This is a genomic window from Pseudoalteromonas sp. GutCa3, assembly GCF_002836155.1.
GTDB lineage: Bacteria > Pseudomonadota > Gammaproteobacteria > Enterobacterales > Alteromonadaceae > Pseudoalteromonas > Pseudoalteromonas arctica.
On sequence record NZ_PJBK01000073.1, the window covers coordinates 1 to 15,682 of the forward strand.

The 15,682-nt window shown below is 38.8% G+C and carries 17 protein-coding genes; 4 read left to right on the plus strand and 13 right to left on the minus strand.

The window, feature by feature from the left end:
* Positions 1 to 45: 45 nt before the first annotated feature.
* From CXF64_RS12360 to CXF64_RS12395, 8 genes are all read right to left on the minus strand, one after another.
* Positions 46 to 849: a putative porin gene (locus tag CXF64_RS12360; protein WP_101217163.1), complete on the minus strand. Its 804-nt coding sequence runs from the start codon at positions 847 to 849 to the stop codon at positions 46 to 48.
* Positions 850 to 1,514: 665 nt separating this feature from the next.
* Positions 1,515 to 2,309: a putative porin gene (locus tag CXF64_RS12365; RefSeq protein ID WP_101217164.1), complete on the minus strand. Its 795-nt coding sequence runs from the start codon at positions 2,307 to 2,309 to the stop codon at positions 1,515 to 1,517.
* A gap of 201 nt (positions 2,310 to 2,510) precedes the next feature.
* Positions 2,511 to 2,885: a PH domain-containing protein gene (locus tag CXF64_RS12370; RefSeq protein ID WP_007377979.1), complete on the minus strand. Its 375-nt coding sequence runs from the start codon at positions 2,883 to 2,885 to the stop codon at positions 2,511 to 2,513.
* Positions 2,885 to 3,793, minus strand: a complete 909-nt coding sequence (locus tag CXF64_RS12375) for an ABC transporter ATP-binding protein (protein ID WP_007377980.1) — start codon at positions 3,791 to 3,793, stop codon at positions 2,885 to 2,887. The genes CXF64_RS12370 and CXF64_RS12375 overlap by 1 nt, the downstream gene beginning before the upstream one ends.
* Positions 3,790 to 4,617: an ABC transporter permease gene (locus CXF64_RS12380; protein ID WP_101217165.1), complete on the minus strand. Its 828-nt coding sequence runs from the start codon at positions 4,615 to 4,617 to the stop codon at positions 3,790 to 3,792. The genes CXF64_RS12375 and CXF64_RS12380 overlap by 4 nt, the downstream gene beginning before the upstream one ends.
* 143 nt (positions 4,618 to 4,760) lie before the next feature.
* Positions 4,761 to 5,942, minus strand: a complete 1,182-nt coding sequence (locus CXF64_RS12385) for a cystathionine beta-lyase (protein ID WP_024605559.1) — start codon at positions 5,940 to 5,942, stop codon at positions 4,761 to 4,763.
* Positions 5,943 to 5,951: 9 nt separating this feature from the next.
* The gene (gene nudC, locus CXF64_RS12390; RefSeq protein ID WP_101217242.1) at positions 5,952 to 6,872 is read right to left on the minus strand and encodes an NAD(+) diphosphatase; all 921 of its coding nucleotides are present in this window, start codon (positions 6,870 to 6,872) and stop codon (positions 5,952 to 5,954) included.
* Between the two features lie 174 nt (positions 6,873 to 7,046).
* Positions 7,047 to 7,550: a LabA-like NYN domain-containing protein gene (locus CXF64_RS12395; protein ID WP_007586991.1), complete on the minus strand. Its 504-nt coding sequence runs from the start codon at positions 7,548 to 7,550 to the stop codon at positions 7,047 to 7,049.
* A 150-nt stretch (positions 7,551 to 7,700) separates the two neighbouring features.
* Between CXF64_RS12395 and CXF64_RS12400 the strand changes: the two genes are divergently transcribed.
* Positions 7,701 to 8,324, plus strand: a complete 624-nt coding sequence (locus tag CXF64_RS12400) for a hypothetical protein (protein WP_101217166.1) — start codon at positions 7,701 to 7,703, stop codon at positions 8,322 to 8,324.
* Complete coding sequence (locus CXF64_RS12405) at positions 8,324 to 9,079, plus strand: DUF3307 domain-containing protein (protein WP_101217167.1); 756 nt, start codon at positions 8,324 to 8,326, stop codon at positions 9,077 to 9,079. Before CXF64_RS12400 ends, CXF64_RS12405 begins: the two co-directional genes overlap by 1 nt.
* 124 nt (positions 9,080 to 9,203) lie before the next feature.
* Here CXF64_RS12405 and CXF64_RS12410 read toward each other — a convergent pair whose 3' ends face one another.
* Entirely contained in the window at positions 9,204 to 10,598 is a 1,395-nt protein-coding gene (locus CXF64_RS12410) for a DEAD/DEAH box helicase (RefSeq protein ID WP_008172585.1), read from the minus strand.
* 200 nt (positions 10,599 to 10,798) lie between these two features.
* A complete protein-coding gene (locus CXF64_RS12415) occupies positions 10,799 to 11,638 on the minus strand; it encodes an isopenicillin N synthase family dioxygenase (protein ID WP_024591305.1) in 840 nt (279 codons plus the stop codon).
* Positions 11,639 to 12,171: 533 nt separating this feature from the next.
* On the opposite strand from CXF64_RS12415, the gene CXF64_RS12420 reads away from it, so the two are divergent.
* Complete coding sequence (locus CXF64_RS12420; RefSeq protein WP_007586983.1) at positions 12,172 to 13,374, plus strand: bifunctional alpha/beta hydrolase/OsmC family protein; 1,203 nt, start codon at positions 12,172 to 12,174, stop codon at positions 13,372 to 13,374.
* 58 nt (positions 13,375 to 13,432) lie between these two features.
* Here CXF64_RS12420 and CXF64_RS12425 read toward each other — a convergent pair whose 3' ends face one another.
* The gene (locus CXF64_RS12425; protein ID WP_101217168.1) at positions 13,433 to 14,200 is read right to left on the minus strand and encodes an alpha/beta hydrolase; all 768 of its coding nucleotides are present in this window, start codon (positions 14,198 to 14,200) and stop codon (positions 13,433 to 13,435) included.
* 129 nt (positions 14,201 to 14,329) lie between these two features.
* Between CXF64_RS12425 and CXF64_RS12430 the strand changes: the two genes are divergently transcribed.
* A complete protein-coding gene (locus CXF64_RS12430) occupies positions 14,330 to 14,653 on the plus strand; it encodes a hypothetical protein (protein ID WP_010555318.1) in 324 nt (107 codons plus the stop codon).
* 72 nt (positions 14,654 to 14,725) lie between these two features.
* On the opposite strand, the gene CXF64_RS12435 is transcribed toward CXF64_RS12430, so the two are convergent.
* Together CXF64_RS12435 and CXF64_RS12440 are read right to left on the minus strand one after the other, a co-directional pair.
* Positions 14,726 to 15,322, minus strand: coding sequence for a pentapeptide repeat-containing protein (locus tag CXF64_RS12435; protein WP_101217169.1), 597 nt, complete (start codon positions 15,320 to 15,322; stop codon positions 14,726 to 14,728).
* Positions 15,323 to 15,338: 16 nt separating this feature from the next.
* Positions 15,339 to 15,569, minus strand: coding sequence for a hypothetical protein (locus CXF64_RS12440; RefSeq protein ID WP_007586979.1), 231 nt, complete (start codon positions 15,567 to 15,569; stop codon positions 15,339 to 15,341).
* Between the last annotated feature and the right edge of the window lie 113 nt (positions 15,570 to 15,682).

A 15,682-nucleotide genomic window follows, 5' to 3' on the forward strand; every position in this document is an offset into this window, starting at 1 on the left:
CTCAAATGAGCGGGCTTTTTATTCATATTCTAATTTTCTGTTAAATTAGAACTGTAAGCTTACATTTGCAAAGTAAGCATCATAATCAGAATCATCCCAGTTATTGCCGTAACCTGCTTTTAAACCAACATTGTTGTTGAAAAAGTGTTGGCCACCAAGAGTGTAGTCATCATTTTTATTAACTGTAACAAACACCGATGTTGCTTTGCTGAAATAGTAGTTAGATGCTAATTCCCAGTTACTTGAACCGCCATCAACATCTTCAAATTTACCTTCAACAGTCAAGTAGTTACCTTGCTGTAAATCAACAAAGTACTTAGCTGCTACTGCACGGTAATCAAACTCATCATCTGCTGTTACTGTAAAGCCGATATAATCAGTGCTGTTTAACTGATGGTTATATGCTAAGTCAAACACAAACTGATTGTCAGCATCTTCGAAATCTACAAACGTTGCTTTTAATACAAGGTTTGGATTAAAGAAGTAACCCGCTGAAAGTTCAATTACATCCGTGCTTGAGCCAAAATCACTATCGAAATTATTGTACTGTGCACCTAATACAAAATCTTCTACAAAATACTCACCGCCAACGCTAGTAACATCTCCAAGATCATTATCACTGTATGCACCATAAACATTTGTTTGCTTATTGATGTATTCAAATTGATCGTAAGGACCTAAAGTCGCTTTTGGAGAAAAATAATACGTTGAGTCAACACTTACTGTGTCATCACCATCTACGTCCACATATCCTACATGGCTAATTGATTGGTAAGTATCTGCGGCTATTGCAGTGGTTGCAGCGCTTGATAATAAAATGCTCGAAATGATAACGGCTAATTTTTTCATTTTAAATTCCCTATAAATATTACTTTTTATGCCTCAGCTGTCTAGCCAAAGTCGGGGCGCATCCTAACGCCAAAAAAATGAACAAAAACTGAATAAAAGGTCAGATTAAACTCAGTGGAATTGTAATAATTTATATGCAAATGTAAATGCAAAGTATCCATCAAATTTACAAGACAATATCATGTCATCATTTAAATTTAAAAAGTAACAAATACGGTACAAACTGTCGCTAAATTGAACACAACTTAATTATTCGATAAACCTCATCAATATAATTTCCTCTCACTAAATTTTTTTAATTTCTCAAAAAAATTACTCTGTTTAATTCATTATTTCTGTATTTATAATGAAAAATAGGTTTGTATCAGTGCATATTTTTATCTGTTTTTTCCAATAACCATTGTTTACTAGCAAAAATAACTCCAATATTTACTATTTTATAGCTATTATCATCGACTGCACTTAATGACTTTAATAACAATTTAGCCATTCATGGCGACTCTATTTATAACTTAAAGGAGTTATTTAGATGAGTATAATAAAGGCCGTAATAATGGCTGGTAAAAGTTTATAGTTAAAAGCTCAAACGTTTAAAAACGACAAAGCCCGCTAAATTTAGCGGGCTTTTTAATATTACTTTTGTATTAACTAAGTACGGGACTTAATTAAAACTGAAAACGCATGTTAGCAAAGTACGCATCGTTGTCAGAATCATCAGCGTTGTTTTCGTAACCCACCTTTACACCAATATTTTTATTGATGAAGTGTTGAGCACCAAAGCTATAAGTATCTTGCTTATTGTAGTTAGCAAATACAGATGTTGCCTTTGAAAAGTAGTAGTTAGTTTCTGCTACCCATTGGTTTTCTGCATCATCAATGCTTTCGTATTTACCTTCAAAAGTAAGGTAGTTACCTTGCTGTAAATCAATAAAGTATTTAGCAGCTACTGCACGGTAATCAAAATCGTCGTCTGATGTAAGTGTAACACCTACGTAATCTGTGCTGTTTAGCATGTAGTTGTAAGCTAAATCAAATAATGCGTAATCATCGCCGTCTTTGTTTTCAACTAGTGTTACTTTTGCAAGTAAATCAGGGTTGAAAAAGTAACCACCCGTCAGTTTATAAAGCTCACTGTTAGAACCTGAATCTAGGTCTGTATTCTCGTAAGATGCGCCAACAACAAATTCATTAATGAAGTATTCACCACCAACTGATGTTAAATCGCCAAAGTCGTCATCAGCGTAGCCACCATATACGTTAGTTTGTTTATTGATGTATTCAAACTGATCGTACGGACCTAAAGTTTTTTTAGGAGATAAGTAGTAAATAGAATCTACAGCAACAGTATCGTTGTTATCGCTATTTTTGTAGCTTAGGTTACTAATTGAATTATAGCTGTCTGCAGCAGCCGCAGTGCTAGATAATAAAATGCTCGAAATAATAACTGCTAATTTTTTCATTGTAAGACTTCCCTATGTACATTGCTTTTTATGCTCTAGCTGTATTGCTAAAGTCGAGGCACATGCTAACGTTAGGAAACTGAATGAAAACTTAACTAACCAGTTGTATTTATTAAGTTAATTGTAAGGAAGTGTTGTAAACTGTAAAATTAAAGTAGTTGCAACATCTAGTCAACAACTACTTAAAACATGTACCGCAGCTTAAAGCGCGTGTTGGCTAATAATACGATAAACATCGTTAATATTATCGCCAGACTTAAACTCTTTACTAATTGGTGTTGGATCTGAGCCAACCCATATTTTTAGCTCGGCATCTAAGTCAAAATGGCCTGCACTTTCTTTACTAAACTTGGTAATTTTAGAGTAAGCAATACTCACCATTTCCATTTTAGAGCCGGTCATACCTTGCTTATCAATTAAGATTAAGCGCTTATTAGTAAAAATAAACATATCACGTACTACTTTATATGCTTTTTCTACTTGCTCGCCGTCAATTAATGTATTGGCGAGGATTTTCTCTAAATCAGAATCGTCAACTTCGCTTGCATTACCCATAAGTCCGCTAAGTAAACCCATTATACTTTCTCCTGTTTAAATATTTGATTCTCTAATGTGTGACCATTAACTAACTGCCTGTACTGCCAGTGTTGCTGATGACAAAAATTCAGTAGTGCAATATCAAGTGGATCGCTCGTTGGCTGATACTCAACAACATATTCTTTATGTTGGCTCATATACACCCGGCTCACCCCTGCAATTGCTTGAAGCTGTTGCTCAACATTTTGATAAGCTTCGCTTAGCATTAATGTATAAAAGTGTTTATCGGTATTGTTTGTTTTTGTTTGATGCTCGCTTAGTACGCCTTTATCTAAATGAAGCACCTGTGAGCATAGTCGTTCAAGCTCAGTTAAATCGTGAGAGCTTAAAATAAACGTAGCCTGTTCACTTAATTCAGATACTAGCTCGCGTACTTCTCTGGCATGAATCGGATCAAGCCCTGCGGTTGCTTCATCAAGCATTACAATTTGTGGTGCGCCAATAAGTGCTTGCGCTATCGTAACGCGCTTGCGCATGCCGTGCGATAAGTCCCCTGCACGCTGCTTTGCAATCTCTTTTAGGCCTACCAAATCAAGTACACGTAGCGCCTCAGTTTGGCTTTGCTTTGCCCCCATACCTTGTAGCTTTGCATAAAAGGCGAGTTGCTTGTCTATATTAAAACGGGGGTCAAGTTGTGCGTCTTGCGGTAATGCACTTACTTTATTAAATAAAGCAGCGCTCCCTGGCTTATGCCCTAATATTTCAAGGCTGCCTTTACTTGGCGCTATATAGCCGCACAACAAACTAAATAAGGTGGTTTTACCCGCACCATTTGGCCCAACAAGCGCCACTGGCGCGCCTTTGTTAATTTCAAAGTCCACATTATTAAGCGCAAGTTTTGCACCATACGATTTACTCAAACCGCTAGCTGTAATTAATGGTCTCATAGTGAGCTCCTTGCAAAAATACGTTGAGCAACGCTTAGTAGCACCGCTGTTTGCACAAGGGGAATAGCCACAGCGCTCAATAATGGTAAATTTTGCCCCGCTAATAACTCTATTTGCACACCCGGAAATAAATAATCAAGCAAGCCTAATGCGGGTATTTGCCATTGCAATATACCAACTATAATACCGCCTGCTGCAAAATATAAAATTGCCAATACAATAGATAAACGCGATGAGCGAGCAAAGGTATTTATTAACGTCATAAGTGCTACAAATGGACACAGAGTAATCACTAATATTAAAAATATAGAAAGCGCACGGGCAAAACCACCAGCCAGTAAACTTGGATCTCTAAACCCTAGTACAGCAAGCGTAGCCACAAGAGTAATGCCCACTAAGCAGGCTAATACCGCTAATTGCCCTAAAAAACGACCAAACAGTATTTCAAAGCGAGTGGAGCGCAGTGATAAAAACCTTAGTGTGCCGCGCTCTCTATCGCCTACCGTTTGGTCGCTACAAATAAATAAACCAAAAACGGGAAAGCTATACAGGGCTATTAACCAGTACATAGCAAATTCGGCCTCAGGCCAATCCAATAATTTACTTAAACCAATAGAACCTGATATATCACGGGCTATTTGCTCAAAATCGGGCGCACTTACAATACCTACTGCCTGCCCTATTGGGTAGCGCAGTATTATTAGCCACACCAATGCAAAGGCAGCTAATGCAATAAGTCCACGTTTAGTTAAAAACATACGTACAAGCTCAAATCCCGCTATTTGCGTTAATCGCCCTACGTTTATCGGTAATGGTGTTGCCATTGACTATCCTTAATGACTTTTTATTTTCTGTGTATTTATCCACACTAAGTGTAAACACCTTGAATTACCAGCAAAAAAAAGCCCACCAATGGCGAGCTTTGTAACAATACATTTAAATGTAACAGCATAAATTGCGATATAAATTATAAATGCTGCTTATAAACCTCAAGTGCTTGGCTTAAATCGCTAATTAAATCTTCAACATCTTCAAGGCCAATATGCAGGCGAATAACCGGGCCTAAATCCCAACCTGTATTTGAACGCAGCCCTTTCATAGTTAAATTAGCGGTTACTAAACTTTCAAAACCGCCCCACGAAAAGCCCATTTTAATATGCTCAAGGCTATCTAAAAATGCATCAATCGCTTTTTGATTACCGGTTTTCATCACAAATGAAAACAACCCATTACTGCCATCAAAGTCACGTTTAAAAAACTCATGCCCTGGGCAGCTTTCAAATGCAGGGTGGCGAATATGATCAACAAGCTCATGTTGCTCAAGCCATTTAGCTACTTCTATTGCTGCTTTTTCATGTTGATTTAAACGCACACCCATTGTACGCAGGCCTCTAAGTGCTAAATACGCATCATCGGCACTGGTACATTGCCCTAACAAGTATGAATTTTCGCGCAAAGTTGGCCAATACTTTTTATTAGCAACAGCCACCCCCATCATCACGTCTGAATGGCCAACAATATACTTTGTTGCAGCTTGAATACTAATATCAACACCGTGCTCTAGCGGACGATAATGCAAACCGTTGCCGTAGGTATTATCAAGCATGGTCATTACGTTGTGCTCATTGGCTACTTTTACCATAGCGGGCACATCTTGCACTTCCATCGTAATAGAACCTGGGGACTCTAAAAACAATACTTTGGTATTTGGCTGAATGTAGTCTTTAATACCTGCGCCAATGGTTGGCGGGTAGTAAGTTGTTGTAATGCCCAGTCCCACTAAAATTTTATCGCAAAAATCGCGAGTTGGTTCGTACACGTTATCAACCATTAAAATATGATCACCGGTTTTTAAAAACGATAAAAATACTTGGCTGATCGCCGCTGCGCCACAAGGATATAGTGCACAGCCTTCGCCGCCTTCAAGCTCTGTAATAGCTTCTTGTAGTGCAAAGTGTGTTGTTGTTCCTCGGCGCCCATAAAATAACGTTTTATCGCCACGGGTTTTAGCAGCTTCTTTTAAATCTGCTACAGTATCAAATACAATAGTAGAGGCACGTTGTACAACGGGATTTACTACGCCATGTGTATAGGCTTTTTTTCGCCCTGATGATACCAGCTGAGTGTTTTTATTACTTTTACTCGACATTGTTAATCCTTAAGGGTTTGTGCGCCAATGCTCAATTAAATAACGAGAGATAGAGTCGGTTCTAGGCAGCTTTAAATGCTCCCCTTCTTCGTGCCAATTACCAAATTGCTCTAAGTCTTCACGACTAAACCATTTTGCATCGTCTAGCTCTTCTTTATCTACGTTAATTTGCTCAGATGTCGCCTCTGCAAAAAAACCAAGCATAATGGACGATGGGAACGGCCATGGCTGAGATGCAACATAACGTACGTTATCAACCTCTATACCTGCCTCTTCTTTAACTTCACGCGCAACAGCTTGTTCCAGTGTCTCCCCTGGGTCTACAAATCCAGCAAGCGACGAATACATACCAATAGGCCACGTAGCTTGACGACCTAATAAACAGCGTTCTACTCCGTCAGCAAAGACTTTAGTAACGACCATAATTACCGCAGGATCGGTACGCGGGAATGTAGGATGCTTACAGTTTTCGTTTTCACACACTCTAGAATGCCCTGCTTCCACTGAACGGTTTTTACTACCGCAGCGCCCACAAAAACGGTGCGTGGCATGCCAATAACATAACCCTCTCGCAAGGGCGGCTATTGAGGCATATTTAATGGTTACTTGAGGCCCATATTGGCGAATATCAAAAAACTGAGCGCCCTCTATCAAAGGCGTAAGTACGCTTTCATCCAGATCAGAAACATCCAATGCAAATACACCATGTTTAGCATTGTTTAAACCAACAAAAATAGCACTCGTCAAATCTAAATGCGCCACTTGTTGATACGTTAAATAGCTTACTTTAGGGGTATCTTTAATAAATAGGGTTTGATTATTTTTAACTAAAACCCATTTACTTTGCGCCGACATTTGCGCTTTAAGCCACGATGGGTCTTTACGAAAATTTGAGCCTCTGTCTAGTGGCATGTTGCTGTAATGAAGCATGTAAGTCCTTGGTAACTCGTTATGCTTTAAAATTACCATAATCATTTAGCAAACCCAATTGATTACAGTAATAAAAAAAGCCTATATAAGGCTTAATTCATCTATTACGGCTTTGTATTAAAATCTCTCATGTTGTAGGTACTTAGCTTGCACCTTCTTAACTATTTTTTGCTGTTAAAGAAGCAAAGTATTGTCAATTAAATGAAATTGCTCTGCGCTTTGTTTTAATACCTCAGCGGTTAACCGGTCAGCACCGTATACATCGCACGGTACATTATATTGATTTTTTAAATGCCCAAGTAACAAAGCAAAGTCACCATCGCCAGAGAGCAAAATAACCTTATCAAGGCTTTTACCCTGCTCTAACATGTCTATTGTTATGCCTACATCCCAATCGCCTTTGGCACTTCCATCACGACGTTGAATAAATGGCTTTAGCTTTACGTCAAAACCAATCGCACGCAAAATATTTTGAAACTGATTTTGTTTTTCATCTCCTCGATAAATAGCATACGCAAAAGCACATTCAATATTGTATTGCGCCTGCATTACCCGCCAAAACGCATTGTAGTCAAAGTTTTTTCCGTAACTCTCGCGGCACGTGTAATAAATGTTTTGCACATCAACAAAAATACCTACGCGTGGTTTCGTGCTTTGCTGCTCGTTTTGTAAAGTCATTAAGTGTCCTAGTGAGGATTAATAGCAATAAAAGTAACGTTATAAAATAAGTGTACCTTGCAATTTATATTTAAGTAACCTAAATTAGTTACATACCCTTATGTAACCAATATTGGTTACATATTAAAAAGTAACCATTTTGAGATTTTTATGATTGGTGTGATCAGCGGCGATATTATTAAATCGCAAACAATCCCTAAGCAGCAATACGATGCCATGCTTTATCAACTAGAGCAAAGTTTGCGAAACATTTCGGGTGAGCAAACCCTTTGGAATATATACCGAGGCGATGCCTTTCAGTTACAAGTTAATAATCCTGAGTTCCTTTTTAAAAATGCCATACTTGTATATTTGCACCTTAAATCGTCAGGTTATGAACTACGACAAAGCTTGGCACTTGGGCAAATAGATAACCCACGCAGCGATATAAAAACAGCAACAGGTTCTGCTTTTACCCTTTCGGGGCAAGGCCTTGATAAAATAGGTAATCAACGCTTTGTTTTTAATGTTAACGAGCAGCAGCTCGATGAAAGCTTAAATCTTAATTTAGCCTTTGCTGACGTATTGCTCACTAAAATCACACAAAAACAAGCAAATGCCCTGTATGTCTATTTAACATCACCAGACAACAGCCACGCGGCACTGGCTAAAGAGCTTAAAACAAGTCGCGAAAATGTAACGAAACTACTAAATTTAGCGCACTACCAACTTATAGAGCGCTTTATTAAGCACACACAACACGTTATAAAAAATATAATTAAAGGAGGTGAATAATGACGTTTTCACTTTTACTGGTCGCGCTTATTATTGGCCACTTACTCGCTGATTTTTACTGGCAACCTATGAGTTGGGTAAACGACAGAAACACCCGTCACTTTAAAGCCAGTAAGCTTTATTTTCATGTACTAGTGCATTGTGTAACGAGTGCACTCATTATTACCGTGTGGGAATACACATTCGGGTGGCAGCAACTAAGCAGTGTTTTAATTGCCACCGCGAGCATTATGTTGAGCCATTACTTTATTGATATAGCTAAATCGTATTCTAATAAAGGCGTGGTCCCTTTTTTACTAGATCAAATAGCGCACATACTCGTTATTATTGCGCTCAGTATTTGGCTAACTGATAACAGTAGTTTTATGGCAGCAATTAATAATATGCTCACTGATCCCAAAATACTGTGGGTGGTATGCGGTTATTTAATTATTTTGAGTCCTAGCGCCGTATTTATAAGAATGATGTTAGAGCGTTTAACAAGTAACTTTTCAAGTACTGGTAGCTTACCGCTTGCAGGGCAAAGCATTGGCATGCTTGAGCGCGTACTTATGCTGAGCTTTATATTGCTTGACCAATTTGCAGGGCTTGGTTTTTTACTTGCCGCAAAGTCAGTATTTAGGTTTGGCGATTTAAGTGCTAGTAAAGATAAAAAACTTACCGAGTACGTCATGCTCGGCACATTACTTAGCGTAAGTGTTACTTTATTTGTAGGTTTAGGTATTAACTATTTAATCAGGCAGGCAATACAGTAAGTACAAATTACAGGTAATAAAAAACGCGCTGCTTCTATTTAATTAAAGAAGGGAGCGCGTTTTTTGTATCAGCATTTAACTAAATTCTAAATTAATTAAACGCTAGTGCAATCACTAATAATGATTAATCGTTATTGGTGCGACGACGGCGTTGGCCATTACCGCCAACAGATTCACGCTTTGCCCATGGGTTTTGCGCGCTGTCATCTGTTTTAGCAGCTGGCTTTTTAGAACCACCACGGCGTGGGCCGGTACCATTACCACCATTGTTCGGCTTTTTGCTGTTAGGCTTGCTGCTATCAGATTTAGGCTTATTAAAAGGCTGCTTTTTCTTAGGCTTTTTAGCCGGCAGTGGGCGAGCATCTAATGCGCGTTCAGCTACTGGGTTAATAGGCTCAAAACCGTCTTCCTCAGCACGTGGAATAAGCTCACCAATAAAGCGTTCAATACCGTATAAATCAACAGCATCTTCTGTTGTTACAAACGAAATCGCATGACCCGATGCACCAGCACGGCCTGTACGGCCAATACGGTGAACGTAATCTTCATATACATTTGGTAAGTCGTAGTTAACAACATGCGGTAATTCAACAATGTCTAAACCACGTGCAACAATGTCTGTTGCTACTAGTACGCGTACTTCACCACTTTTAAAACCATCAAGTGCTTTAACACGTGCGCCTTGTGATTTATTACCATGGATAGCCGCGCCTACAATGTCATCACGCTCTAGTTGTTTAACTAAGCGGTTAGCACCGTGCTTTGTACGGCTAAACACTAATACTTGTTGCCAATCATTAGTGCGAATCAAGTGGCTTAGCAATGCTGTTTTACGTGTTTTATCTACCGCGTAAACGCACTGAGTAACACTTTTAGCTGTAGTATTTTTTGCAGCAACTGAAATTTCAACTGGGTCATTAATTAACCCTTTTGCTAGTGCACGAATTTCATCTGAAAATGTAGCCGAAAACATCAAGTTTTGACGTTTAGCAGGCATTTTAGCAATTAAGCGTTTAATGTCATGAATAAAGCCCATGTCTAACATGCGGTCAGCTTCATCGAGTACAAGCACTTCAACGCTATCAAATTTAACTGCATTTTGATTATGTAAGTCGATTAAACGACCCGGCGTTGCTACTAAAATATCAACACCTTTACGAAGACGCTGCATTTGTGGGTTAATTTTAACGCCACCGTAAACTACAAATGAGCTCACATCTGAATGCTTAGCGTACTCTTCAACGTTTTCGCTTACTTGCAAAGCAAGCTCACGCGTAGGCGTTAAAATAAGTGCACGTACGTGGTTACTTTTAGCTTTAGGGCCAGACGACAAACGCTCAATAAGTGGCAATGTAAAACCCGCTGTTTTACCTGTACCTGTTTGCGCTGCTGCCATAACATCACGGCGTTCAATAATTGCAGGAATTGCTTGAGCCTGAATCGGCGTTGGCGTTTCATAGCCCTTTTCTAAAACCGCATTAACCAAAGACTGTGATAAACCTAAACCTTCAAAACTCATATAAACTCTCTTTTAAATTAGGCTACGTTAGCCAGTTGCGCGCATTATACCTGTAGTAGCTAAGAATGCATGCCATTATTTACGTTGCGAGCAATTGAGCATAGCTTAATAAAATTAAACCTGTGCTCAAGTTGCTTAAAAATGCAAAAAACGGCCATAAGCCGTTTTTTGTTTATACTTAATTACTCTAAGTATAAGAGTTACTTAACACCTAACTCACGCAGGCGTTCTTGCAAGTAGCTATCTGCCGTGTAGCGCTCTGAAAGCACAACATCTGGATGCGGGTGTAAAAATAACGGTAGTGATATACGCGATTTAGTAGATGCTTTACCCGTTGGGTTAATTACACGGTGAATTGTCGATGGGAAATACCCGCCCGACGCTTCTTGTAACATGTCGCCGATATTAATAATTAAGCTGCCAAAATCACATGGCACGTCTAACCAACCGCCATCTGTTTTTTGAACTTGTAAACCAGGCTCATTAGAAGCTGGTAATACAGTCAATAAGTTAATATCGCCATGGGCTGCTGCGCGAATAGCACCTGGCTCTTCATCACCTGTCATAGGCGGATAATGTAGGATACGTAACAATGTTTGCTCAGAATCGGCAATCATGTCTTTTAAATCAATCGAAAACTTAGCACGTACATCAGCCGGAGATTCAGCCTGAACCCAACTTAACAATGTGCCAGCAAATTCACTTGCTAAACGGTAGTATTCACGTACATCAGCTTCAAGCTCTTCAGGAACGCGACCTTTAGGGTACACATGGAAGTACTCTTTAATGTCTTTTATTGTAAAGCCTTTCGCTACTTCAGATACTGAAGGCGGAAAGTAACCGTCTTGAGTTTCTTTAGAGAATAAAAAGTCGTGCTTTTGCTCTGAGTTAAAAAAGTCTTGCCAATTTTTGTAAATAGACTCAACTAAAGACTGTGGGATTGGGTGGTTTTTTAAAACGCCAAATCCAGTATTTCTTAACGATTCAACAAATTGTGCAGCCGCATCGGGAGCTTTATAATCAACAGTAGGTAATTGCATTGTACGTTCCAGTGAATAGGTTGTGTGAAGTGAGTTGCTTTTAATAGTGCTAAATTACTTATATAAAGTAGCAAAGCCTTCATTATAGCGCTATGCGAGCATAGACAAATGACCTCAAAAACATAAGGACATATGTCCGCAAAGCATAGTCACCGCCACTTGGCTTGATCAAGATCAACTTATAAAAAAACGTTGAATTTGCAAGGTTTAGTACTTATATCTGGTCTACTAGGGCGTGCTGACCTTTGGTGGGTGAATTTGTAGCAGACTGTTTGGTATTTAAGCAAGGCAGAGCCTGTGATGTGTGGTTGTTCCCCATAAATAGGCGATAACGCAGCATAAACGCCAAACATGCGCTACCCTTTGGGTTCTTTCTAGGGACGATTAACTCTTTGTTGCTCGGTTTTTACTTAGTCCACTAGGTTACAAACCTCGCGCCGCGATTAAATCGCCCCTAGATTGAACAAATTTCAATCCACAACGGTCAACACGCCCTAATATAATATATTTTATTTGTGTAAATAAGGCTCCCCATGCGACAAAAAGTATCTTTTAAAAGCGGCGATTTAGAACTTGCCGGCCAACTTGAACTTCCCTCTGGTGACGTTAAGTTTTACGCGCTATTTGCACACTGCTTTACCTGCGGTAAAGACATTGCAGCAGCCACTCGTATTAGCCGAGCTTTAACACAACAAGGCATTGCCGTACTACGTTTCGACTTTACCGGTTTAGGTAATAGCGATGGCGACTTTGCTAACAGTAACTTTTCATCAAACATTCAAGATTTAGTATCTGCGGCAAATCATTTACGTGAGCATTTTGCGGCGCCGCAACTACTCATTGGCCACAGTTTAGGCGGGGCTGCCGTTCTTGCTGCTGCGGAGCATATTCCTGAAGTATCGGCTATTACAACCATTGGTGCACCGTCAGATGCGCAGCACGTAGCGCATAATTTTGAAGCACACCTTGATGAAATTAACGCAGCAGGTGAAGCTAAAGTAAACTTAGCCGGCCGTGAATTTACCATTAAAAAGCAATTTATTGACGATATAGCCAAGTACGATAAAAGCCACATAAGTAAACTTAAGCGCGCATTATTAGTAATGCACTCCCCTATTGATGCGACGGTAAATATTAGTGAAGCTGAAAAAATTTATGCATCAGCTAAACACCCTAAAAGCTTTATTAGTCTAGATAACGCCGATCATCTTTTAACAAATAAAAACGATGCCGACTACGCTGCACAAATAATTGCAACGTGGGCAAACCGTTATGTTAAGTACGACAAAACTAAATACACGGCAAGTTTAACGGGTGGCAATGTACTCGTTGAAGAAAAAGACCATGTATTTACTCAGCACGTAAGTACAAAAGATCATACTTGGCTTGCAGATGAGCCAATAAAAGTAGGCGGTAAAAACTTAGGTCCTGATCCTTATCATCACTTATTAGCGGGGCTTGGTGCCTGTACGGCCATGACACTGCGTATGTACGCTACACGTAAAAACTTACCACTGGAGCATGTAAAAGTAGAGCTTGATCACACTCGCGATTACAACAAAGATTGCGACGATTGTGAGCAAACAGGTAACCTTGAAGCCATTACTCGTAAAATCACCTTACGTGGCGACTTAACTGAGCCACAACGCCAGCGTTTACTCGAAATAGCCGACAAATGCCCTGTGCATAAAACACTACATAACAACCCAGTTATTGTAAGTGAACTGGTAGAGTAACGACCGTAAAATTAATATAGCGCAGGTAACACTGCGCTATGATTAAACTTTTATAAACCTAATTTTTACTATCTAAAAATCCCTCTACTTCTTTACTCATTCTATCTACCAGCCATTTTGGCCCGCCATCGTACATATCGTTATGACGCGATTTTTCTATTAGTGTTTGTGTAACAGGAAACTTATCCAGCTCTGAATTCTTTAACAGCACATTCGCATCAGCTGTGTAATCACTACCGCGTAGAGTAAGTACGCGAATGTTTTTATTGCGCGGGATCAACATGCGGCGATGATCGAGCGTAATAATAGTGCTAACTTCGTTTGGGTAAATAGAGCCGTATAATGACGAAATATCCCCGCCGTTTGAGTGCCCAAATAAGGCGAGCTTTGTAAAATCATACGCTGGGTATTTACTCGATAGCTCATTAACTAAAAACTTAAGCGTTACTACGCCACGGTGCCAGTTTTCCATACGTGTTGTTAAGTAAGGTTGCTCACGATTAAGGTCAGGGTCGGTTTTTAGTTCGTGTGTAACTGCTATTGTTAAATATCCACGCTGATTAAACGCATTACTGGCAAACGTATACCCGTTATGGCTAATCCCGTAACCTGCGTTAATAAACGCTACAGGGCATTTTACTTGTTCAGTGCACTTAGCATTGTTACTTGGTAGTGTGATATTGATAGGAATAGTGCGATTGCGGCTTTGATCAGTTATAACTTCGTCGTTTGCATAGCTTGTTGCGCCTATTACTGATGTACTTATTAATGATGCACTTAGAGCTAGTGCGCTTAACATAAAAAGCTTTTTGGGTGTTTTTTGCATATTTAAACTTATATAAATTATTGTTTTTAATTAAAAATAATTTTTACTTTATAGGTTTGCATTCTCTATTGTCAAACTATGCGATAATAGTCGCCATTGTTTAAATATATTTAGTAAAAGATCCAATAAATGAAATCATACAATAGCATTCAAGAACGTATAGAAATTTTAGAAGACAAACTAACTGCAATACATGACGAAATCGAAACACTAAAAGCACCTGCTAAAAACAACAATGAACGTATTATTTTTAAGTTTATTGAAACAGGCAGCACAGGTAAAACGAAGGATTTTGTTCGTGAGTTAGGTATTAAATCACCACGTGACGGTTTGTTTTCGTCAGGTGATGTTACAAAACTAATTAAAGATGGCGCTGAAGATATTTCACCTGCGTTATTAGAAATCGCAAGACAGCTTGCCAGTGCACGTAATAAAAATGGCCCAAGCCGTTAATTACCCAGTCACGCAGTATCTAGAAGCCCAGCCAAGCTGTCGCTTCTAGATATGTAATCATATTAAACTAAATTAATCACACAATTCTATATTAAGGCTGGTAAGCAAATTAAGTGCTTCGAAGCGATCAAACTTAGCATTCGCTAAAATATTATTATTCAAATCTATATTAAACGCTGTAGCACCTACAAAATCACATTTTGTTAAGTTAGTTTGAAAAAACTCACTATCGCGAAAATCTGTTCCTGTAAATTCACTACCGCTTAAATCAGCGTGTCTAAAATCAACATTTTTGGCAAAGCAGTGTGTTAGTTTGAGGGCTTTGAGGGTTAATTCAAAAAAAGAACTATTACTGAGCTCGCAATAATTAAAACTCACCGGTGCGTTAATACTAAGCGCTGGCCAATCTACGTCAGCCCATTGCAAACTATTTAATTTACAGTGGCTAAAACTTACATTCTCAAGCGAACTGTAGTTCCATTTTAGTGACGATAAATTACAGTTTTTAAAACTACATTCTATAAATCGGCAATGTTTAAACTGCCCGCCTGAAAAGTCGCAATCGATAAATATACACTCTTCAAATTCAGAGTTTTCAGTTAGCTGCTCTGCGTACTGCAAAGCATTAAATTGCTCATCAAAATACTGGTTATTGTTACTTAACAACACAATTCACCTATTAAATTTAACCTGTGTAGCCATTACTTTTAGGTAAATCTTTTTTAAGCGCAAGCACTGCAATAAAAATCAAAGCAAATAGTGGAAATAGCGCTAAACAGCCACCCACAAAAGCTAAAACACCCGGCATAGTACTTTTACGCTTACCTATTTTGTAGCTAATTACAGCAAAAATAGGAATACACAGCACAATAATAAAAACTAAAAACTCACCAAATAAGGTTGCATTGATCGACATAATAATTCCTTTTCATCTGTTCGTTTAAAACACACTCTGCTATAAATTTAACCATAAAAAAACCCTTAAGCATATAACTTAAGGGTTTTTAAATTTAGCTCAAAAAAGCGAAA

Excerpts from the sequence above, each read along its gene's own strand:
- CXF64_RS12360 (WP_101217163.1), bottom strand. The coding sequence starts at position 849 with ATGAAAAAATTAGCCGTTATCATTTCGAGCATTTTATTATCAAGCGCT.
- CXF64_RS12365 (WP_101217164.1), bottom strand. The coding sequence starts at position 2,309 with ATGAAAAAATTAGCAGTTATTATTTCGAGCATTTTATTATCTAGCACT.
- CXF64_RS12370 (WP_007377979.1), bottom strand. The coding sequence starts at position 2,885 with ATGGGTTTACTTAGCGGACTTATGGGTAATGCAAGCGAAGTTGACGAT.
- CXF64_RS12375 (WP_007377980.1), bottom strand. The coding sequence starts at position 3,793 with ATGAGACCATTAATTACAGCTAGCGGTTTGAGTAAATCGTATGGTGCA.
- CXF64_RS12380 (WP_101217165.1), bottom strand. The coding sequence starts at position 4,617 with ATGGCAACACCATTACCGATAAACGTAGGGCGATTAACGCAAATAGCG.
- CXF64_RS12385 (WP_024605559.1), bottom strand. The coding sequence starts at position 5,942 with ATGTCGAGTAAAAGTAATAAAAACACTCAGCTGGTATCATCAGGGCGA.
- nudC (WP_101217242.1), bottom strand. The coding sequence starts at position 6,872 with ATGCTTCATTACAGCAACATGCCACTAGACAGAGGCTCAAATTTTCGT.
- CXF64_RS12395 (WP_007586991.1), bottom strand. The coding sequence starts at position 7,550 with ATGACTTTACAAAACGAGCAGCAAAGCACGAAACCACGCGTAGGTATT.
- CXF64_RS12400 (WP_101217166.1), top strand. The coding sequence starts at position 7,701 with ATGATTGGTGTGATCAGCGGCGATATTATTAAATCGCAAACAATCCCT.
- CXF64_RS12405 (WP_101217167.1), top strand. The coding sequence starts at position 8,324 with ATGACGTTTTCACTTTTACTGGTCGCGCTTATTATTGGCCACTTACTC.
- CXF64_RS12410 (WP_008172585.1), bottom strand. The coding sequence starts at position 10,598 with ATGAGTTTTGAAGGTTTAGGTTTATCACAGTCTTTGGTTAATGCGGTT.
- CXF64_RS12415 (WP_024591305.1), bottom strand. The coding sequence starts at position 11,638 with ATGCAATTACCTACTGTTGATTATAAAGCTCCCGATGCGGCTGCACAA.
- CXF64_RS12420 (WP_007586983.1), top strand. The coding sequence starts at position 12,172 with ATGCGACAAAAAGTATCTTTTAAAAGCGGCGATTTAGAACTTGCCGGC.
- CXF64_RS12425 (WP_101217168.1), bottom strand. The coding sequence starts at position 14,200 with ATGCAAAAAACACCCAAAAAGCTTTTTATGTTAAGCGCACTAGCTCTA.
- CXF64_RS12430 (WP_010555318.1), top strand. The coding sequence starts at position 14,330 with ATGAAATCATACAATAGCATTCAAGAACGTATAGAAATTTTAGAAGAC.
- CXF64_RS12440 (WP_007586979.1), bottom strand. The coding sequence starts at position 15,569 with ATGTCGATCAATGCAACCTTATTTGGTGAGTTTTTAGTTTTTATTATT.